Annotated in this window: 20 protein-coding genes and 1 pseudogene; 11 read left to right on the forward strand and 10 right to left on the reverse strand. The window is 69.5% G+C overall.

Annotated elements, in window-relative coordinates; all coding sequences use genetic code 11:
- Nucleotides 1-46 precede the first annotated feature (46 nt).
- Together G3I71_RS18005 and greA are read left to right on the forward strand one after the other, a co-directional pair.
- Nucleotides 47-445, forward strand: a complete 399-nt coding sequence (locus G3I71_RS18005; RefSeq protein WP_164315796.1) for a DUF4307 domain-containing protein — start codon at nucleotides 47-49, stop codon at nucleotides 443-445.
- Between the two features lie 204 nt (nucleotides 446-649).
- Nucleotides 650-1,147 carry a transcription elongation factor GreA gene (gene greA, locus G3I71_RS18010; RefSeq protein WP_164315797.1) on the forward strand — a complete coding sequence of 166 codons (498 nt, stop codon included), beginning with the start codon at nucleotides 650-652 and terminating at the stop codon, nucleotides 1,145-1,147.
- 115 nt (nucleotides 1,148-1,262) lie between these two features.
- On the opposite strand, the gene G3I71_RS18015 is transcribed toward greA, so the two are convergent.
- The 3 genes from G3I71_RS18015 to ilvA all read right to left on the reverse strand — a co-directional run bounded on the left by G3I71_RS18015 (nucleotide 1,263) and on the right by ilvA (nucleotide 4,571).
- Nucleotides 1,263-2,108, reverse strand: a complete 846-nt coding sequence (locus tag G3I71_RS18015) for an ABC transporter permease (RefSeq protein WP_164315798.1) — start codon at nucleotides 2,106-2,108, stop codon at nucleotides 1,263-1,265.
- On the reverse strand, nucleotides 2,105-3,115 hold the full coding sequence (locus G3I71_RS18020; RefSeq protein ID WP_164315799.1) for an ATP-binding cassette domain-containing protein: 1,011 nt from the start codon (nucleotides 3,113-3,115) through the stop codon (nucleotides 2,105-2,107). The genes G3I71_RS18015 and G3I71_RS18020 overlap by 4 nt, the downstream gene beginning before the upstream one ends.
- A 217-nt stretch (nucleotides 3,116-3,332) precedes the next feature.
- Nucleotides 3,333-4,571: a threonine ammonia-lyase gene (ilvA, locus tag G3I71_RS18025; protein ID WP_164315800.1), complete on the reverse strand. Its 1,239-nt coding sequence runs from the start codon at nucleotides 4,569-4,571 to the stop codon at nucleotides 3,333-3,335.
- Between the two features lie 164 nt (nucleotides 4,572-4,735).
- On the opposite strand from ilvA, the gene G3I71_RS18030 reads away from it, so the two are divergent.
- The 3 genes from G3I71_RS18030 to G3I71_RS18040 all read left to right on the forward strand — a co-directional run bounded on the left by G3I71_RS18030 (nucleotide 4,736) and on the right by G3I71_RS18040 (nucleotide 6,087).
- Nucleotides 4,736-5,242, forward strand: coding sequence for a MarR family winged helix-turn-helix transcriptional regulator (locus tag G3I71_RS18030; RefSeq protein ID WP_164315801.1), 507 nt, complete (start codon nucleotides 4,736-4,738; stop codon nucleotides 5,240-5,242).
- Nucleotides 5,243-5,338: 96 nt separating this feature from the next.
- Nucleotides 5,339-5,842, forward strand: coding sequence for a sigma factor-like helix-turn-helix DNA-binding protein (locus G3I71_RS18035; RefSeq protein ID WP_343242992.1), 504 nt, complete (start codon nucleotides 5,339-5,341; stop codon nucleotides 5,840-5,842).
- Nucleotides 5,839-6,087, forward strand: coding sequence for a hypothetical protein (locus G3I71_RS18040; protein WP_164315802.1), 249 nt, complete (start codon nucleotides 5,839-5,841; stop codon nucleotides 6,085-6,087). Before G3I71_RS18035 ends, G3I71_RS18040 begins: the two co-directional genes overlap by 4 nt.
- A 9-nt stretch (nucleotides 6,088-6,096) precedes the next feature.
- Here G3I71_RS18040 and G3I71_RS18045 read toward each other — a convergent pair whose 3' ends face one another.
- Entirely contained in the window at nucleotides 6,097-7,251 is a 1,155-nt protein-coding gene (locus G3I71_RS18045) for a cystathionine gamma-synthase (protein WP_164315803.1), read from the reverse strand.
- Between the two features lie 110 nt (nucleotides 7,252-7,361).
- Here G3I71_RS18045 and G3I71_RS18050 point away from each other — a divergent pair, with 110 nt between their 5' ends.
- Nucleotides 7,362-8,480 carry a hypothetical protein gene (locus tag G3I71_RS18050; RefSeq protein WP_164315804.1) on the forward strand — a complete coding sequence of 373 codons (1,119 nt, stop codon included), beginning with the start codon at nucleotides 7,362-7,364 and terminating at the stop codon, nucleotides 8,478-8,480.
- Nucleotides 8,481-8,666: 186 nt separating this feature from the next.
- On the opposite strand, the gene tnpB is transcribed toward G3I71_RS18050, so the two are convergent.
- The 4 genes from tnpB to G3I71_RS18070 all read right to left on the reverse strand — a co-directional run bounded on the left by tnpB (nucleotide 8,667) and on the right by G3I71_RS18070 (nucleotide 12,355).
- Nucleotides 8,667-10,124, reverse strand: coding sequence for an IS607 family element RNA-guided endonuclease TnpB (gene tnpB, locus G3I71_RS18055; RefSeq protein ID WP_164315805.1), 1,458 nt, complete (start codon nucleotides 10,122-10,124; stop codon nucleotides 8,667-8,669).
- Nucleotides 10,121-10,714 carry an IS607 family transposase gene (locus G3I71_RS18060; RefSeq protein ID WP_164315806.1) on the reverse strand — a complete coding sequence of 198 codons (594 nt, stop codon included), beginning with the start codon at nucleotides 10,712-10,714 and terminating at the stop codon, nucleotides 10,121-10,123. The genes tnpB and G3I71_RS18060 overlap by 4 nt, the downstream gene beginning before the upstream one ends.
- A 273-nt stretch (nucleotides 10,715-10,987) precedes the next feature.
- Entirely contained in the window at nucleotides 10,988-11,500 is a 513-nt protein-coding gene (gene msrA, locus G3I71_RS18065) for a peptide-methionine (S)-S-oxide reductase MsrA (protein WP_164315807.1), read from the reverse strand.
- 171 nt (nucleotides 11,501-11,671) lie between these two features.
- A complete protein-coding gene (locus G3I71_RS18070) occupies nucleotides 11,672-12,355 on the reverse strand; it encodes an NADPH-dependent F420 reductase (RefSeq protein WP_164315808.1) in 684 nt (227 codons plus the stop codon).
- Between the two features lie 107 nt (nucleotides 12,356-12,462).
- Here G3I71_RS18070 and G3I71_RS18075 point away from each other — a divergent pair, with 107 nt between their 5' ends.
- Nucleotides 12,463-12,840 carry a helix-turn-helix domain-containing protein gene (locus G3I71_RS18075; RefSeq protein ID WP_203730625.1) on the forward strand — a complete coding sequence of 126 codons (378 nt, stop codon included), beginning with the start codon at nucleotides 12,463-12,465 and terminating at the stop codon, nucleotides 12,838-12,840.
- Here G3I71_RS18075 and G3I71_RS18080 read toward each other — a convergent pair.
- On the reverse strand, nucleotides 12,826-13,803 hold the full coding sequence (locus G3I71_RS18080; protein ID WP_164315810.1) for an LLM class flavin-dependent oxidoreductase: 978 nt from the start codon (nucleotides 13,801-13,803) through the stop codon (nucleotides 12,826-12,828). The two genes, G3I71_RS18075 and G3I71_RS18080, sit on opposite strands and share 15 nt — an antisense overlap.
- Nucleotides 13,804-13,890: 87 nt before the next feature.
- Between G3I71_RS18080 and G3I71_RS18085 the strand changes: the two genes are divergently transcribed.
- On the forward strand, nucleotides 13,891-14,685 hold the full coding sequence (locus G3I71_RS18085) for a helix-turn-helix domain-containing protein (protein WP_164315811.1): 795 nt from the start codon (nucleotides 13,891-13,893) through the stop codon (nucleotides 14,683-14,685).
- 42 nt (nucleotides 14,686-14,727) lie between these two features.
- Nucleotides 14,728-15,843 (forward strand): AI-2E family transporter, encoded by a 1,116-nt coding sequence (locus G3I71_RS18090; RefSeq protein ID WP_164315812.1) that lies wholly within the window; start codon nucleotides 14,728-14,730, stop codon nucleotides 15,841-15,843.
- 492 nt (nucleotides 15,844-16,335) lie between these two features.
- Here the strand turns inward: G3I71_RS18090 and G3I71_RS18095 are convergent, their stop codons facing one another.
- A complete protein-coding gene (locus G3I71_RS18095; protein WP_164315813.1) occupies nucleotides 16,336-16,887 on the reverse strand; it encodes a DUF3455 domain-containing protein in 552 nt (183 codons plus the stop codon).
- Between the two features lie 553 nt (nucleotides 16,888-17,440).
- Here G3I71_RS18095 and G3I71_RS18100 point away from each other — a divergent pair.
- Both G3I71_RS18100 and G3I71_RS51150 read left to right on the forward strand, forming a co-directional pair.
- Entirely contained in the window at nucleotides 17,441-18,115 is a 675-nt protein-coding gene (locus G3I71_RS18100) for a class I SAM-dependent methyltransferase (RefSeq protein ID WP_164315814.1), read from the forward strand.
- A gap of 160 nt (nucleotides 18,116-18,275) precedes the next feature.
- Nucleotides 18,276-18,704, forward strand: a pseudogene (locus G3I71_RS51150) (1,4-alpha-glucan branching protein); the annotation flags it as partial.
- Between the last annotated feature and the right edge of the window lie 330 nt (nucleotides 18,705-19,034).

The following is a 19,034-nucleotide window of genomic DNA, read 5'->3' on the forward strand; positions in this document are numbered from 1 at the left end:
ATAATTCCGGGGCCGGGCTTTCCGGGCCTTCGCGGAGAGGACGATCATGAGTACGGCGACCTCGCGACTCCCCGAGGGACGGTACGGCCGCTCCACGGACGAGCGCGCCGACCGCAGGCTCAGGGTCGCCGCCGCCGTCCTCGGGTCGGTACTGCTCGTCGTGGTCGGCTGGTTCGGCTATCACTACGTTGTCGGCAACAAGATCAGCGCCGAGATCATCGCCTTCAAGACGTACGACGACTCGGTCAAGGTTCATCTGGAGGTCCGCAAGGACTCCGGCACGAACGGCTACTGCACCGTTCGCTCCCAGGCCGAGAACGGTGCCGAGGTCGGCCGCGCCGACTTCCGCTTCGACGGTGACGCCACCCGCATCGACAGGCTCGTCACGCTCCGGACGACGTCCCAGGGGACCACGGCCGAGCTGCTCGGCTGTCACAGCGACTGAGGCCGCCGTCGGGGGCATCAGCAGGGGTCATCAACGGGGTCACACTCATCACACAAGCGCTGACCTGCGCTGACGTTTTTCTGATGGCTTATGTCCTCCCCCTGCCGCCGCTGAATTGTTAGGCTCGTGGTTTCGCCCATCCGTGGAGGAACATTCTTCTGGTAGGGCGTTGCTTTGTATTCCCAGTACCTACGAGGAGCACCTGTGACCCAGACCAGCGAGAACGTCACCTGGCTGACCCAGGAGGCGTACAACAAGCTCAAGGGCGAGCTTGAGCACCTTACTGGTCCTGCGCGCACGGAGATCTCCGCCAAGATCGCCGCTGCACGCGAGGAGGGCGACCTGCGCGAGAACGGCGGGTACCACGCCGCCAAGGAGGAGCAGGGCAAGCAGGAGCTCCGTGTGCGCCAGCTGACCCAGCTCCTGGAGAACGCGAAGGTCGGCGAGGCTCCGGCGGCCAACGGCGCGGTCGCGCCCGGCATGGTCGTGACCATCGCCTTCGACGGCGACGAGGACGACACGCTGACCTTCCTGCTCGCCTCGCGCGAGTACGCCAGCTCCGACATCGAGACCTACTCGCCGCAGTCTCCGCTCGGCCGCGGGGTGAGCGACAAGAAGGTCGGCGCGGACGCGCAGTACGAGCTGCCCAACGGCAAGCTCGCCTCCGTGAAGATCCTGAAGGCAGTGCCCTACCAGAGCTGACCTCCCGGAACCGGCCCTCACCGACCCTTCGGACCCGTCGGAATCCCTTGCCTCGGCCCTTACGAGCCCCCGGCGCCCAGTGGGCGCCGGGGGCATCGTCATGCCCGGGTCGCCGTCATGCCGTGGCGGAGCGGTACTTGCGGACCGCCAGGGTCCTGAATATGAGGACGATCAGGATCGAGTAGATGACCGAGGCCCACACGGGGTGCTGCATGGGCCAGGCGTCCGACGGTGAGACGCCGGGGTTGCCGAACAGTTGTCGGCAGGCCTGCACGGTGGCGCTGAACGGGTTCCAGTCGGCGACGTGACGCAGCCAGGGGGTCATCCGGCTGGAGTCCACGAACGCGTTCGACACGAAGGTGACCGGGAAGAGCCAGATCAGTCCGCCGGACGTCGCCGCCTCGGGCGTACGCACGGACAGGCCGATCAGGGCGCCGATCCAGGTGAACGCGTATCCCGTCAGGAGCAGCAGCCCGAAAGCGCCGAGCACCTCACCGATGTTGGTGTGCGTGCGCCAGCCGACCAGCAGCGCGACCACCGCAAGCACGAACAGGGTGAGCGCCGTCTGCACGAGGTCGGCGAGCGTGCGCCCGGTGAGCACCGCACCGCGCGCCATGGGCAGGGAACGGAAGCGGTCGATGAGGCCCTTGTGCATGTCGTCGGCGATGCCCGCGCCGGCGCCCGCCGTGGCGAACGTGACGGTCTGGGCGAAGATGCCGGCCATCAGGAACTCGCGGTAGGTGCCGGGGTCCGTAGAGCCGTCGATGTTCATCGAACCACCGAAGACATACGCGAAGAGCACCACGAACATGATCGGTTGGATCAGCCCGAATATCACCATCTCGGGAATCCTGGTCATGCGGAGCAGGTTGCGTTTCGCAATGACCAGGGAGTCGCGGATCAGTTGGCTGAAGGGATTCGTGGGCGCCGTTGCGGGCACCGCGTCGGTGACGGCACTCACTGGACGGTCTCCTTTCCGTTGTCTTTCCCGCCTTGCTTCCCGCCGTTCTCCTCGTCCTTCACCTCGGCCAGGTGGCCGGTCAGGGAGAGGAAGACGTCGTCGAGGGTCGGGCGGCGCAGGCCGATGTCGTCGATCTCGATGCCGCGGGTGTCCAGTTCACGGATGACCTCGGCGAGGAGCTTCGCGCCGCCGGTGACGGGCACGGTGAGTTTGCGCATGTGTTCCTGGACGGTGACCTCGCCCTGGCCCTTGCCGAAGGCGCCCAGCACCTCGGACGCGGTCGCTATGTGCTCGCGCTCGTGCACGACGACCTCGACGCGCTCGCCGCCGGTGCGGGCCTTGAGCTGGTCGGAGGTGCCGCGGGCGATGACCCGGCCGTGGTCGACCACCGCGATGTCGTGCGCGAGGTGGTCGGCCTCCTCCAGGTACTGCGTGGTCAGCAGCAGCGTCGTCCCTCCGGAGACCAACTGTTTGATGACCTCCCACAGTTGCTGACGGTTGCGCGGGTCGAGGCCGGTCGTCGGTTCGTCCATGAACATCACCGGCGGCGAGACGACCAGGGCCGCCGCGAGGTCGAGCCGGCGGCGCATGCCACCGGAGTAGGTCTTCGCGGGTCGGTCGGCGGCGTCCGCGAGGTGGAACTGCTCCAGCAGTTCGGCCGCGCGGGCCTTCGCCGCCTTCGCCTTCATCTGGTACAGCTGACCGACCATCTGGAGGTTCTCGCGGCCGGTCAGATACTCGTCGACCGCCGCGAACTGGCCGGAGAGGCCGATGGAGCGGCGGACGGCGTCGGGGTGTTTCAGGACGTCGATGCCCGCGACGACGGCCGAGCCGCTGTCGGGCCGCAGCAGGGTCGTCAGACAGCGGACGGTGGTGGTCTTGCCCGCTCCGTTCGGCCCGAGCAGACCGAGGACCGTGCCCTCCGGGACGTCCAGATCGACGCCGTCCAGAGCCTTTACGTCACCGAAGGTCTTCACCAGGCCTTCGGCATAGATGGCGCCTGGCATATCTGTTCTCCACGTCGTTGGGGAATACCGCAAAAGCCTGGGTTTTTCTCCTTCGTCCCGCCCGGTGAGCAAGAGACAGGAGAAGGATGAGAGAGCCGGCGAGAGCGGATGAGAGTGCGGTGCAGTGGCGCGACACACACCATAACGCGATGTATCGCGTCTCTCAATACATTTTTTCCGGAGGCCACCCGTCCGGGTGAGTGACCCGTGAGTGACCTCAGTCGATGACGAGGTAACCGGCCTCGCGCAGTGCCAGACCGACCTCGGCGCAGTGCGTCGGCCCTTTCGTCTCCAGGTGCAGCTCGACCTCCGCCTCCGTGAGCCCGAGTCGCGGATCGGTTCGGACATGGCTCACGTCGAGCACGTTAGCGTCGACCACTGACAACACCCCGAGCAGCGTCGCGAGGGCGCCGGGCCGGTCCGTCAGCCGCAGGCGAACCGCCAGGTAGCGGCCCTGTGCGGCCATGCCGTGACGCAGGATGCGCTCAAGCAGCACCGGGTCGACGTTGCCGCCGGAAAGCACCGCGACGACCGGCCCCGCGAAGGCCCCGGGCTCGCTCAGCAGCGCGGCGACCGGGCTCGCCCCCGCCGGTTCCACGACGAGTTTGGCGCGCTCCAGGCAGAGCAGCAGCGCGGCCGACAGCTCGTCCTCGCTGACCGTGCGGACCTCGTCGACCAACTCGCCGATGATCCCGAACGGCACGTCGCCGGGCCGCCCGACCTTGATCCCGTCGGCCATCGTGACCGGGTTGGCGACCGACACCGGCCGGCCGGCCGCCAGCGAGGGCGGATACGCGGCGGCTCCCGCCGCCTGTACGCCCACGATCCTTACGTCGGGCCGCACCGACTTCACGGCGACCGCGATCCCGGCGGCCAGGCCGCCTCCGCCGATGCCGACGAGGATCGTGCGTACCTCGGGGCACTGTTCCAGGATCTCCAGGCCCACCGTGCCCTGCCCGGCGATGATGTCGGCGTGGTCGAAGGGGTGGATCAGCACCGCGCCCGTCCGGTCCGCGTGCTCCTGGGCGGCGATCAGTGTCTCGTCGACGACCTGACCGTGCAGCCTCACCTCGGCGCCGTACTCGCGGGTGGCGCTGATCTTCGGCAGCGGGGCCCCCTGCGGCATGAACACGGTGGCACGCACGCCGAGCAGCGCCGAGGCCAGCGCGACCCCCTGCGCGTGGTTGCCGGCACTGGCCGCGACGACACCGGCGGCCCGTTCCTCGGGCAGCAGCCCGGCGATACGGACGTACGCTCCCCGCAGCTTGAAGGACCCGGTCCGCTGGAGGTTCTCGCACTTGAGGTGCACCGGCGCACCCACCAGCTGGGACAGATACCGGCTGCCCTCCATGGCCGTCACCCGTGCCACACCCATGAGCATCTTCTGGGCACCGCGCACGTCGTCGAGCGTGACGGGCCTCAGGGAGTGCAAGGAGTCAGCCGTGCTGTAGCTCATGACTCAAGTCTCGCAGTTCACAGGCGCGCGCTCGCGGTGTGACCAAGCTCCGAGATCGGTTTTCGCAGCGTCGGTACGGGCCGCCTTTCGGCCGCGTACCCTGTCCCCCAACCCAGCACCCCCTTTGATGAAGCGAGCCCCCGGCCATGCCCACAACACCTGAAATGTCGATGGACATGACGACCGTCGGTGACAGCGGTCTCCTCGACACGTTGCAGCACGAGGTCGCGGTGTTCGCGCGCCGTGCCGAACAGACCCGGCTCGGGGGAGTCGGGCAGGTGCGCAACTCGATGGACCGTGCCGCGTATCTGCTGCTCAACCGCCTCGACAAAGAAGGCCCGATGGGCGTCAAGGCGCTCGCCGCGAGCATGGGCATCGACTCGTCGACGGTCACCCGGCAGGTGGCTCCGCTCGTCGACACGGGCCTCGTCAAGCGCACCTCGCACCCCGAGGACGGGCGGGCCGTGGTCCTCCAGTTGTCACCGCGCGGGCTCTCGCGGCTGGAGGAAGTGCGTTCGTCGAGGCGTCAGTTGATGGCCGAGCTGACGCAGGAGTGGGCGCCGGAGGAGCGCGAGGTGTTCTGCACGCTCCTCACGCGCTTCAACACGGCGCTCTCCGCCCGTCAGGCCTCCCAGGGCATCCCGGTGGGGGAACCGGAGTCCGCCTCCTGACCGACTCCTGACGGCTCCTGCGTCCGGGCTCTTGACCGGCGGGCGGCACCTGGCCTCAGATGAGACCGGGGTCCTTGTCGTACGGCGGGAGGCACGGTGCGAGAACGGCAGGTGTCCCAGGGCGCCGGACCGGCCAGGGACTTCGAGGCGTTCGTCGCGGGCGCGGCGGGCCGGCTGCTGCACACGGCCACGCTGCTCACGGCGGAGGCGCCGCAGGACAACCCGCGCGCGCGGCGCCTGCTCACGCACGCCTTCGCGCACACGTACGCGTGCTGGGACCGGATGCGCGGCGAGGACCCGTACGACCGGGCCCGCCAGTATCTCGCCGTCCGCTTCGCGCACGGGGCCTGGCACCAGTACGGCGGTCTCGGCCGGGCCCGCCCGCATCCCGGCAGCGCCCTGGCCATGCTCACCCCCCAGCAACGGCTGGTCCTGGTTCTGCGGCTGCACGAGGGGGTCGGTGAGGAGCAGACGGCGGCGCTGCTCGGTCTGCCGAATGAGCGCGTACACGCGATCTGCGACCGGGCGACGGCGACGCTTCTGCATCCGCCGCGGGGCCCGGCGCCGGCCGTGGCCGGGCCGAAGGTGGTGCCGTCGTGACCCGGCGGGACCGTGAGGTCGCCGCGCGGCAGCGCATGGAGGGTACGCCGCCCCCGGTGCCCCCCGACCTGTACGCGGAGGTCGTACGGCGTGGCAGCCGCATGCTGCGGCGCAGGCAGGCGGCGCGGCGGCTGATGTGGCTGCTGCTGCTCTTCGCGGTGATCGTCTTCAGCGTGTGGGCGGGGATGACCCATCCCTGGGTGGAGCCGCCGTCGAAGACGACTCCACCCCTTACCGGCTGGTGAGAGGCCGGTCTAGCCGAGGGCCTGCTGGAGGTCCTGCAGCAGGTCGTCGACGTTCTCGATGCCCACGGAGAGGCGTACGAGGTCGCCCGGAACCTCCAGGGCCGACCCGGCGACGGACGCGTGCGTCATACGCCCCGGGTGCTCGATCAGGGACTCCACGCCGCCGAGGGACTCGCCGAGCGTGAACACCTTGGCGCGGTTGCAGACCTCGACGGCCGCCTCCTCGCCGCCCTGGACCTGGAACGACACCATGCCGCCGAACGCCCGCATCTGCTTGGCGGCGACCTCGTGACCGGGGTGCTCCGGGAGCCCCGGGTAGAGAACGCGCGTCACGCGCGCGTGCCGGGTGAGCATGTCGGCGACCTTGGTGGCGTTCTCGCTGTGCCGGTCCATCCGCACGGGGAGCGTCTTGGCGCCGCGCAGCACCAGCCAGGAGTCGAAGGGGCCGGCGACGGCGCCCATCGCGTTCTGGTGGTACGCCAGTTCCTCGCCGAGTTCCTGGTCACCGGTGACCAGCGCACCGCCGACGACGTCGGAGTGGCCGCCCATGTACTTGGTCAGGGAGTGCACGACGACGTCCGCGCCGAGGGCCAGCGGCTGCTGGAGGTAGGGCGTGGCGAAGGTGTTGTCGACGACGAGCCGGGCGCCGGCCTCGCGGGAGATCTGGGCGACGGCTGCGATGTCGGTGATGTTGAGGAGGGGGTTGGAGGGGGTCTCCACCCAGACGGCCTTGGTCTTCGGGGTGAGGGCGGCCCGTACGGCGGCGGGGTCGCTGGTGTCGGCGACCGACCATTCCACGCCCCATCGGGCGACGACCTTCGCGAAGAGGCGGAACGTGCCGCCGTAGGCGTCGTTCGGGATGACCACGTGGTCGCCGGGGCTGAGCAGCGTACGCAACAGGCAGTCCTCGGCCGCCAGTCCGGACGCGAACGCGAGACCGCGGCGACCGCCCTCCAGGGCGGCGAGGTTCTCTTCGAGGGCGGTACGGGTCGGATTGGCGCTGCGGCTGTACTCGTAGCCGCCGCGCAGCCCGCCGACGCCGTCCTGCTTGTAGGTCGAGACCTGGTAGATCGGCGGGACGACCGCGCCGGTGAGGGGATCCGCGGTGTTGCCCGCGTGGATCGCGAGGGTCTCGAAGTGCTGACTGATGTGCCTGTCGCTCATGTGCACCGAGGGTAATGCGCCCGAGGGTTTGTTGACGGCCACCGCCCCGGGGTCCGGTGCTGGGCGGGCCTGGTTCGCCAATTGTCAGAGGCGTCTGGTTCGCTTGGGACATGCAGATTCTCTGGGTCCTGATGGCGCTGGTCATGCTGGGCTTCGTCGTGTTGCCGTTCGTACGGCGCAGGAGTGCCGGTATTCAGCAGGTCGCCCCCGGTGACCCGGACGCCGCGGACCCGGCGAACTACGGCTTCGTCCGGCAGGAGGCGCTGGACATCCGTATGCCGGGCCCCGACCAGGATCTCCTGGACGTCCTGGACGTCGTGCAGCGCACGCAGGACTACAGAGCGGCGGCGCAGCTGCTCGCGGGCACGGAGAAAGACGGCGAGCGGCGCTGGCAGCGCGTGCAGGCCTTCGCGGGCGCCGCGTCGCTGGAGCTGCGGCAGCGACCCGGCGGGGTGAGCGAGTCGCCGGGCGGCCAGTGGCTGCGGGTGTGGCGGACGGAGACGCCCAAAGACGCGGGCGGCGCTGCGGTGCACGCGGAGTTCCTGGTGCAGCAGGCGTGGCGGACGTCGACGCCCGGCACGGACGAGTTCCGGATCATCATGGAGGAGGCGAGGGCGGCGTGCGGCGACGCGGCGCTCCTCTCCCCCGGTGACCCGGTCCCGTACATCGTCGAGCTGTCGGTGGCGCGCGGACTGGCTTACTCCCGGCCGGAGTTCGAGCAGCTCTGGCTGAAGATCCTCGACCGCGCGCCGGAGCACATGGGGGCGCATCTCGCGGCCCTGCACTACTGGTGCGAGAAGTGGCACGGCTCACGCGCGCTGGCGATGTCGTTCGCGGAAGCGGCGGCGGCCCGGGCTCCGCAGGGCTCGCTGCTGGCGGCGATGCCCCTGTTCGCGGTCTTCGAGCACCTGCCCGAGGTGAACCTGGTCAGCGGCTTCTACCAGAGCGAGGTGGTGACGAAGTCGATCCACGGCGCGCTGTACGCGGTCCACGCGGCCCGGCCGGGCGACCCGATGCTCGCTCACGTACGGCATCTGCTGATCTTCTTCCTGGTGCGCTCCGAGCGCTGGGCGGAGGCCATGAGCCAGCTGGTGCACGTGGACGGCCATGTGGGCGCCCTCCCCTGGACCCTCACCGCCGACCCGGCGTCGGAGTTCGCGGTGTACCGGGCGCTGGCCGTGGCGGGATACGAGGCGAACGGCGGGAACCCGGCGACGCTGCTGCGCTGAGGGAGGGGGTAGCTAGGGCAGGGGACCGGGCAAGGAATGGTTCGGGGAGCGTCCGCGAGGGGCTCCGGGGGTAGGCGGACACCGGGTGGCACGTGGGTGGCACGATCATGTCTTGCCTGCCGTTGCTTTGAGCCTCATCAGCTCTCGGCATTCCGGGCATTTCTGCCCGGAAGGTCCGTGCCGGTGTCACCAGAGCGTGAGTGCTCCGGTGTCCTGACGACGGTCTCCCGTTTCTGTCTGCCGCTGGTGCGGCAGGGTTGCGCCACCTGCCCGCCCCGTCCCCGCCTTGAGGCGGGGACGGGTGGCGCGGGTCTTCCGGTCGGCTCCACGGGGCTTCGACACCTTGGCGGTGTCCTGGTCTCCGGCCACTCCGGTACCAGTGGTGCAGGCCGCCGCGAGTGCGGCGAGGTTGAGTGCGGCGTTGTCGTCCCGGTCGATGACCAGGCCGCAGGCGTCGCATTCGTAGGTCCGGACGTGCAGCGGCAGCTTGGCTTTCACCGCGCCGCACCCGGAACAGGTCTTGGAGGAGGGGAACCAGCGGTCGGCCGCGATGATGCGGGTGCCGTGGCGCTGGCGGGTCTTGTAGGTGAGCTGGCGGCGGATCTCGCCGAACCCGGCGTCGGCGATGTGCCGGGCCAGGCGCCGGTTCTTCACCATGCCGGCGACGTTGAGGTCTTCGACGACGACGGTGCCGTACTCGGCGCTCACCGTGGTGGTGAGCTTGTGCAGGGCGTCTTCGCGGAGGTTCGCGACCCGGTGGTGAACCTTGTTGCGGGCGGTGTTGGCCTTCTCCCACCTGCGGGAGGGCTTCTGTCCGGTGCGGCGGTCCGGTCCCCGGCGGCGGGAGACGACGCGGGAGGCGCGGCGGAGCTGCTTGAGCGCGGTGTTCAGGTGGCGCGGGTTGGGCACCTGACGGATTTCCCCGGTGCTGTCGGCCATGACCGCGAGCGTCTTGATGCCGAGGTCGATGCCGACCGCGACACCGGGGCGGGTCACGCGGACGAGGTCGCGCTTGGCCTCCACCTGGAACGAGACGAACCAGCGCCCTCGTTCGTGCCGGACCGTCGCGGACAGGATCCGGGCCGTCCCGGCCTGCACACGGTGCAGGAGCTTGCCGGTGGGCTCGTGGACGCGGATCGTCCCCAGGCGCGGCAGCGTGACATGACGGCGGCCGGTCTCGACACGGATCGTGCCGGTGGTGAACCGGCAGGACAGGCGGGCCTTCCGCTTCGACTTGAAGCGGGGCATCCCGACCTGCTTGCCCTTGCGGGCACCGCGCTTGGACTTGGCGTAGTTGTCGAACGCGGTGGCGGCGCCCGCCAGGCCGGTGCTGTAGGCCTCCTTGGAGTTCTCCTCCCACCAGGAGGCGAACCGCGGGTCGGTGTGCTTGGCCTCGTTGAACGCCTTCCGCAGCGACGGGAGCGACCACGGCCGCCAGTCGGTCAGATCCGCCTCACCGATCCCGTACGTCTCCTCGGCCCTGCGCTGCCACCACGACGCCTCGACCCAACCCACGGCCCAGTTGTACGCGGCCCTGGCGGCGCCGCAGTGCGAACGCAGCGCGGTCTCCTGGGCGGAGTTCGGGTCCAGGGCGAAGCGGTAGGCCTGCACCACAAAACCGGGTTGCGCCTGGAACCTCTTCATTCGGCGGCCTCGCCGGTCGCGGCGGCGATCGCGCGGGCGGCGCGATTCTTCGCCGCCCGCTGCCCGTACAGGCGGACACACATCGACGTCAGCACCTCGGTGATGTCCCGCACCAGGTCATCGGCGCTCTCGGCGGGATCGGCAGTCTCGGCGGGATCGAGGACGACCAGACGCCGCCCGGACGCCGACAGTGCGGCGTCCAGGTGCTCGACGCCGAACCGGGCGAGGCGGTCACCATGTTCGACGACGATCACGGCCGTGGCCGGGTCGGCGAGAAGCCGGTGCAGCTTGCGTCGCCGCCCGTCCAGCCCCGACCCGACCTCGGTCACGACCTCGGCGACGGCCAGGCCCTGCCGGTTCGCACCGGCCACGACCCGGGCCACCTGCCGGTCCAGATCAGCCTTCTGGTCGGCCGACGATACGCGGCAGTACGCCACCACGCGTCCGGACGGCTGGACAGCGGACTCATCGACCAGCCACGTCCCGGACGGCGCCTGGCGCACCGGGACGGGCATCTTCCCGTCCTTCACCCACCGCCAGGCGGTCTGGTAGCTCACGCCCTGCTGACGCGCCCACTCCGAAAGCTTCACACGCCCACAATAAGTGAGACACACGACCAGAGATGACTATAAATGAATAGAAAATCTGTAGCAGCTTTCACCCGGTTGCTGCAGCGCTCCCGCGAGGAGATAGCGCGGGCCGCCGCACTCAGCCCGGACGCCCCGACCCCGTACGTCACGGAGATCTCGACCGCGCCCAGCGAACTCGACCTACCTCGTCCTCGTCCTCGTCCCCAGCCCCGCGAGCAAGCGCAGGAACGGCCCAGCCACAGCGCCTCGGCCTGCCGCCGGGCCGTCTCGCGGTCAGCTCTCCGCGCGGGCGGGCAGCCGCCATCCGGGGCGTGGGAAGTGGCAGGTGTAGCCGTCCGGGTAACGCTGCAGGTAGTTCTGGTGCTCGGGCTCGGCCTCCCAGAAGGGGCCGACCGGCTCCACCTCGGTGACGACCTTGCCCGGCCACAGTCCGGAGGCGTCCACGTCCGCGATCGTGTCCTCGGCGATGCGCTTCTGCTCGTCGTCGACGTAGTAGATCGCCGAGCGGTAGCTGAGGCCGAGGTCGTTGCCCTGGCGGTTCTTGGTGCTCGGGTCGTGGATCTGGAAGAAGAGCTCCAGGATCGCGCGGAAACCGGTCGTCTCGGGGTCGAAAAGGATCTCGATGGCCTCCGCGTGCGTGCCATGGTTCCGGTACGTCGCGTTCGCCACGTCCCCGCCGGTGTATCCGACCCGGGTCGCCGTCACGCCCGGGAGCCGGCGGATCAGGTCCTCCATCCCCCAGAAGCATCCACCCGCCAGCACCGCCCTCTGCGTCTGCGCAGCCATCGAGGCCCCTCCAATTCGTGTCAGCTCGGTCACTCGGGCTGCTCGGCTCGCACACCGCCGGCGTCCCATGCCCACTCCCCTCAACGCACTAGGGTTCCAGGCAATTCCGTGCCCGGCCAACAGCCCCTGCGGTGCGGATCGCCGACCGCCGGGCGGACGGGAAGGGTATGGCTACCCGTGTGAGCTGGTGGGTGTGTCGTCCGAGGAGGCTGAGGGGACTGAGGGGACCTGAGGGATGGCGGAGTTGGGGTCGAAGCCTGCGAAGGCGAGGCCGATGACGAATCCCGCCACCTCCTCCAGCTGACGGACGCGGTCCAGCGCCCCCAGAGTCGCCGGGATCCCGCCGACGTCACGGACCAGCTCGCCGACGACGTCCAGTGCCGTCGCATCGTCGCCGCACATCGCCACCGTGACACGGGACCGGCCGTCATCGGGCGGGCTCGTCCACCGGTCGGCGGGAAAGAGATGGAACGCCTTCACGACCCGGGCTCCTGGAGCGAGCCCGGCGATCCGCCCCGCCATCGACTCCCCGTTTCCGGTGAGCAGAGTGCCGACACCGTGTGTCACGGCGTTCGTGGGATCGATCAACGGTGTCCCGTCGAGTACGCCGTCTGCCGCGCCCACCGATTTCAGCGCGTCCTCGACGCCGTCCCAGGAGACGGCGAGCAGCACCGCGTCGCGCCCGACGACCACCTCACGCGGCGGGACGGCGAGCACGCCGTGCCCCAGCCGCTCGGCAAGCTGCTCCGCCTTCATCTGCGACCGCCCGCCGATCGCCACCTCATGCCCCGCCCGTGCCCAGCCCTCGCCCAGGGCCGCCGCGAGTGTCCCTGTTCCCAGGATCCCGATACGCATCGTCACTGCCTCACTGCCTCTCGAACCGTGATTGGTTGGGTAGGCACGGTATGCAGGGCGTTACGCACCGATTGGTGCGTGAGCGACACAGGATGATGGGCGGCGAGATGACTGATCACGACGCCCACTGCCTCGATTTCGTCGCCGACTGCCGTCTGCGCGCGGCCACTGATCTCTTCACCCACACCTGGGATCCCGTGGTGCTGGCGGCACTTCGTGTGGGGCCACGCCGACGCCGTGAGCTGCGCAGCGCGATCGGTGGCATCAGCGACAAGGTTCTCACCGAGTCCCTGCACCGTCTGCTCGCCGCCGGCCTGCTCGACCGCCACGCACACGCCGAGGCGCCGCCTCGCGTCGAGTACGCCCTGACCGGCCTGGGACGGAGTCTGGTCGAGGGCCCGATGACGGTTCTCGGCCGCTGGGCGATCGAGCACGCCGACGAGCTTCTTGAGGCCCGGGAGAGCGGTACCTCAGGAGGCTCGTGACCCTTCCGTCTCGGCTCGCAGAGCGGGGATCAGTTCTGCGACCCGCTCCAGCTGGTCGCGCTGGGAGCGCAGGCCAAGGGCCCCGAGACGGGTGACGATGTGCCGAGCACCGGCGGCTGCGTACTGTCCCAGGCGCTCTCGGACCTGGGCGGCGGAGCCGGTGACGACTGCCTGGATCTTCTCCAGTTGCTCGAGCGGCATGCCGTACGTGGCCTGGGCGTAGGCGTCCATCGCCCGGCGACCGCGTTCGGCACCGTCATCGCCATCGTCGTCGATCCGTACCGAGACGAACAGTGCGCAGGTGATGTCCTCGGCCGCCCGGCCGGCATCGGCACCCGCGGAGCGGATGGCGGCCACACCCGACGCGTAGTCGGCGGGGTCGGGCGGGTAGGGCATCCATCCGTCGTACATCCGGCCGGTCCGGGCCAGCGCCGAGCGGGTCGCGCCCCCGAGCCAGACGGGCGGGCCACCGGTGCGGAACGGCCTGGTCATGGGCGGGATGTCGTCGAGCCGGAGAATCCGGCCGTGGAAGCGGTCCGCGCCGTCCCACAGGGCCCGCCACAGCGCGACGGTCTCGTCCAGCCTGGTGAAGCGCCTTGCCCAGGGCACTTCGGAAAGCGTGTACAGGGGCTGTCCGAAACGACCCGGGAAGCCCGCACCGACGGTCACGGTGAGCCGGCCGCCGGACAGCAGGTCGATCGAGGCCAGTGACTGTGCGGCCTGGACCGGCCGCCGGAGGAACGGCAGCAGTGCGGCCGTCCCCAGAGTCACGGCGTCCGTCGTCGGGGCGAGTGCGGCCAGCATCGTCAGGGCCTCGACGCGCGGGCTGATCAGGGAGTCGTTGACGAAGAGCGAGGAGAAGCCGAGCCGTTCGGCCCGACGGCCGAAGCCGATCAGCTCTCGGGGGTCGTCGGTCTCGCCCCACTGGGCGGTTCCGGTCGGAAGCAGTACGCCGATGTCCATGCCGGAGATCGTCTTTGTCGGTGTGCGGGGCGACAATTCCCTGCGAGGAATGGCCGGGCCCCCACGGTCCCCGTTACAACGGACGCCATGGACTTCCCCAGCGCTCTGCGCGAACGTCGTACCCGCCGCCATGTCAGCCAACTCGATCTGGCTCTGCGGGCGGGCACGACCCAACGGCACGTCAGTTTCATCGAGTCCGGCAGGTCGGTTCCCGGCCGGAACATGGTGGTACGCCTGGCCGAGTCGCTGGAACTGCCGCTGCGCGAGCGCAACGAACTGCTGACGACCGCCGGGTACGCGCCCGTCTACGTGGAGAGTTCGCTCGACGACCCGGTACTGGCACCCGTGCGCACCGCGATCGACCACATACTCCGCGGGCATCTGCCGTATCCGGCGCTGGTGGCGGACCGGCACGGTGACCTGATCGCCGCGAACTCGGCATTCGACCTGATCACCGAGGGTGCCGCCGCCGAGCTGGTGGGGCCGGGCACGAACGTCTACCGCCTGGCGCTGCATCCCGACGGTCTGGCTCCCCGTATCCACAACCTCGCTGAATGGGCGCGGCACATCCTGGCACGACTGGGTCATCTGGAGGAGCTGCGCGCCGAACTCGCCGGGTACGTCCCCGAGCCGGGGCCGACCGACGGCCTGCTCGGTTTCGCGGTCCCGCTCCGGCTGCGGTCCTCGTACGGGGAGCTGCGCCTGATGACGACGGTGACGACCTTCGCGACCGCGATCGACGTGACGCTCGCCGAACTGAAACTGGAGGCGTTCCTGCCGGCCGATCAGGCGACGGCGGAAGCTCTCTTGGCGGCTGCGGGGGCGATGGCCCCGGCAGCCGTGGAGATGTGCGCGGCGGACGTTTTCCCAGGCCGGAAGTGAGCAGCCATGTCTGTGTGACGTGAGTACCCATAAAGTGCATCCGTGACTGCCTCGTTGAGTTCCACGAAAACCCGCGCCGCGCTCCGCACGACGGCGCGTGCCTCCGCCGAGCTGCTGCTCATACTGCTGATGCTCGCGGTGACTTTGTGGATCCTGGGCCGGATGTGGTCGGTCGTGTGGCCGCTCGTGGTCGGCCTGCTTCTGACCACACTGACCTGGCCACCGACCCGTTTCCTGCGTCGTCGCGGATGGAAACCCGCCCTGGCCGCATCGACCGTGACCGTGCTGTTCCTCCTGGTCGCCCTGGGCTTCGTGGCACTGATCGCGGTACCGGTGGCATCCCAGTCCGGCGACCTGACCGACGGCGTGGTCGAAGGCATCCAGAAGTTGCGCGAGTGGGCCGCCGGGCCGCCGTTGAACATCGGTGACGCCGAGATCGACAAGGCCTTCGACACCGCGGTCTCCCGCGCGCAGGACGGCCTGGGCAGCCTGGTCGGCGTTGCCGTCACGGGAGTGAGCACCGTGGTGAACGGCCTGGTCACCGCCGTCCTGGCCCTCTTCCTGATGTTCTTCTTCCTCAAGGACGGCCCGCGGTTCCTGCCGTGGCTCGCCGACCAGCTGCCCGGTCGGCTCGCCACCGACGTCCCGACCGTGGCCGCGCGCGGCTGGGACACGCTGGGAGCGTTCGTGCGTTCTCAGGCGGTCGTCGGCCTGCTCGACGCCGTCCTGATCGGCCTGGGACTGTGGATTCTCGGGGTACCGCTGGTGCTCCCGCTGGCGGTGCTGACCTTCGTCTCCGCGTTCGTGCCGATCATCGGTGCGCTGTTCGCCGGTTTCGTCGCGGTTCTCATCGCGCTGGTCTCCAACGGCCTGACGGACGCGCTGATCGTGCTGGCCATCATCGTCGTGGTGCAGCAGTTGGAGGGCAACGTCTTCCAGCCCATGATCCAGAGTCGTGGGCTCGGCCTCCACGCGGGGGCGATCCTGCTGGCGGTGACGTTGGGCGGCAGCCTGGCCGGCATCGTGGGCAGTCTGCTCGCGGTACCGATCGCCGCGCTGATCGCGGTGGTCTGGAACTACGTGCGCGAGCAGCTCCGCGAACCGTCGCAGGACCCGGGGACCGACGAGCCGGATGCCGGGGTCGCTGTTCCGTCCTAGGGCTATGTGTATGCGACTCCGTCGCCTTCTCCGGTGGCCGGTGGCCGGTGGCCGGTGGCCGGTGGCCGGTGGCCGGTGGCCGGTGGCCGGTGGCCGGTGGCCGGTGGCCGGTGGCCGGTGGCCGGTGGCCGGTGGGCTGACGGTGATAGTGACGTCGCCATCACGCGCGGCGAGCATTGACCGCAGCCTGTGGTCGAGATGCGTGACGATGGCGTCGACTACGTCGTCCGGCAGGGCGCGCCGGGAGATCGTGTCCCAGGCCGCGATGGCTTCCTCGCGCAGCAGCCTGATCAACACCTCGACCGGCGCCCCAGGGTTTCGCACGATCGCAGCAAGGGTGTCGCGATGACCGCGGTGCCCAAGCATGACGCCCCCTCAGCTCGCCGGCGCAAGCGTTGAGGAGACGCGACTGCCCCCGGTGCCTGACGCTACCGGGGGCAGTCGCTTTACGTCGCTTCCGGCCGTGGAATCAAGGAAGTTGACGAACCATGACTACTTGGCGGGCTTGTAGAACGTGTACGTCGCGGAGTACGGAACGCTCACCTGGTCGGTGCCGGAGCAGGCCGTGGCAGGGGCGACGCCGCCGTGGGTGTTGAGGCGCTGGATGTAGGAGACGCCCGCGAAGACCCCAGTGCCGCGGGTGGCGGTGGACTGCAGGAGGAGCTCCGGGATCGTGCCGGTCTTCGGGGAGTTGGCTATGGCCGCGGCGTTGACCGCGCTGCCGTCCACCGTGGACACCCAGACGGGGCCGCGGGAGTGGAGGGCCACGGTGCGGTGGGAGCGGTCGTTCTTGGCCCAGAGGGTGGCGGCGGGCTCCAGCAGCTTCCAGGCGCCGTCGGTGCAGGTGTAGGTCTGGACACCTTCGGCGGAGAAAACGCCGGTCAGCTTATTGCCGTCGGGGACCTTCAGCGCGGCGGGAGCGTCGACGCCGGGGCGGGCGGACTGCACGGTTGCCGCCTGGCCGACGGTCGCACTCAGGAGGGTTCCGGCGGCCACGGCGGTGAGAGCGGTGGTGGTGAGAATGAGACGCTTGGCGAGTTTCATCGAGCTTGTCTCCAGAACGTTTTTCGAACTCTGAACTCTGAACGCTGAACTTTGAGATCTGAACCAGGCCGTGGGTGCGGCACAGATGTCACGCGGGTCCCTGTGCCGGGACTGTGCGGTTCGTCGACCTTCCGGGCACGGTAGTTGGTCCTGCGCCCGCGGCCCCGCGCCGTCGCGTGAAGATCAGCAACGAGAACGTGAACAACTCGTGGGCATCCCGGCCTGGTTGAGCGTGACGACCACGGGGTCCCCGGTTGGCGGGACTGCCCGGCGTAGATCATCACGTCCCACGAGTAGGGAGTATCGCCGTACGACTTCGACTCGACGAGGGCCTGTGGGGCACATGGCCGGGCAGGCCGCCGCGTACTGGGGGCGTGTGACTGACCGTCCGGACAGCTGGGCGGGGCGGGCCGTAGCAGTGTGCGGACCTCAGACAGGCCTGTCCGGGCGGCGAGCGTGAACCCGAGCGGTTCCGCCTCGGGCGGAATTCCGGGCAGCGGTGGACCGGGCGGGCAGTCTCCGGAGAAATGACCACGACGTACCGGAGGAACCGATGGTGCCGAAGGCGGCATACGACGAGATCGCGGACTGGTACGAGACGGAGTTTCTTGCCAGAACCCCAGGTGACGGCCACCCTCTGAGCCTGGGCGGCCTCCTGCGCGACCTACTCGGTGAAGGTGGCGGCACCTGCCTGGAGATCGGCTGCGGCACGGGCGTCCACGCGGCTCCGGTTCGCGAACTGGGCTGGACACCGGTGGGAATCGACCTCTCCGGGCGGATGCTGGCCCACGCCCGTGGACGGTTGCCGGTCGCCCGGGCCGATGCCGAGCGACTGCCCCTGCGGGACGAGTCCGTGCCGGCCGTGATCGCGATGATGGTCCACACGGACATGCCCGGATATCCGGCGGTGTTACGTGAGGCCGCACGGGTTCTCCAGCCGGGCGGCACGTTCGTGCATGTCGGCGTCCACCCCAGCTTCTGCGGTGGATTCGCCGACTTCAGCGACCCGGAAGCAGTGGTGATCCGCCCCGGCTACCTCGACAGCGGCTACTGGACGAAGAAGTCCTGGACGAACAAGGGGGTCCGCGACAAGGTGGGCGCCATGCACCGTCCGCTTCCCGAGCTGTTGCACGCGTTCCTTGACGCCGGTCTGAAGCTCACCCGGTTCGCCGAAGGCGGGGCACCGACCCCGATCGTCCTGGCAGTCAAGGCGACCAAGCCCCAGTAAACGGGTACAGCGCCGGTCTGAGATCAGCCCTCGAAGACGGCAAGGCGCACCAGCTGCCGCCCCCGGCTGATTGAGGCGGGACAGCGGAAAGGGCTGCACGAGCCCTCGATGTGGTGGTCGCCACGAGGAATCTTCCGTCCGATGAAGAAGTTCACCAGGCATGGCTGTCATCCACCGCACAACCATGACCCCCGGCAAGCTGGAACTGCTCACGGCCTGGCTTCCCACGCGTCCCTGGTATCTCGGCGCGGCGGGTGGGCCGGAGTTGGCCAAAGCCGGGGGCTTTCGGCTCGACGATCCGGAAGGGGAGGTGGGTATCGAGTTCATGGTGGTCACGGACACGTCCGGTGAGAAGCCGGTCTCCTACCACGTGCCGCTCAGCTACCGGGGCGTGCCGCTCGACGGAGCCGACGAGGCGCTCGTAGGCACGTCCGAGCACGGGGTGCTGGGCAAGCGCTGGCTGTACGACGGGGCCCACGACCCGGTGCTCGTCGGCCAGTTGCTCGCGTTCCTCCAAGGCCGTGCCGCAGCGCAGGCACAGGGGTTGAGCGACACCGCAGACCCCTCTGTCACCGGTTACTTCACGGGGGCCGGAGTCTCCGCCGAGGTCGCGTCCGTTGCCATCACCGATGGGGAGCACGGCACCGTCGTAGTGGCGGAGACCGTGGCGGCGGGCAGCAGCGAGCCGGGGAGCACCCTGACCCTTCAGGTGACGCGCGTCCTCCGACCGGAACAGTCGGCGCAGCAGGAACAACAGGAACAACAGGTCCCCGGCATCGACCCGTCCGAGGCCCTAGGGCCTGTGTGGAGTCGTGATCTGGTGAGCCCCCGGTGTGGGAAAGCCGGGGGTCCTGGAGTAAAACGGTGGGGTGTCTCGACCTCAACTTTCGGATGCCGAGTGGGAGTTCATCTCCCCGTT

Source organism: Streptomyces sp. SID12501 (assembly GCF_010550245.1).
GTDB lineage: Bacteria > Actinomycetota > Actinomycetes > Streptomycetales > Streptomycetaceae > Streptomyces.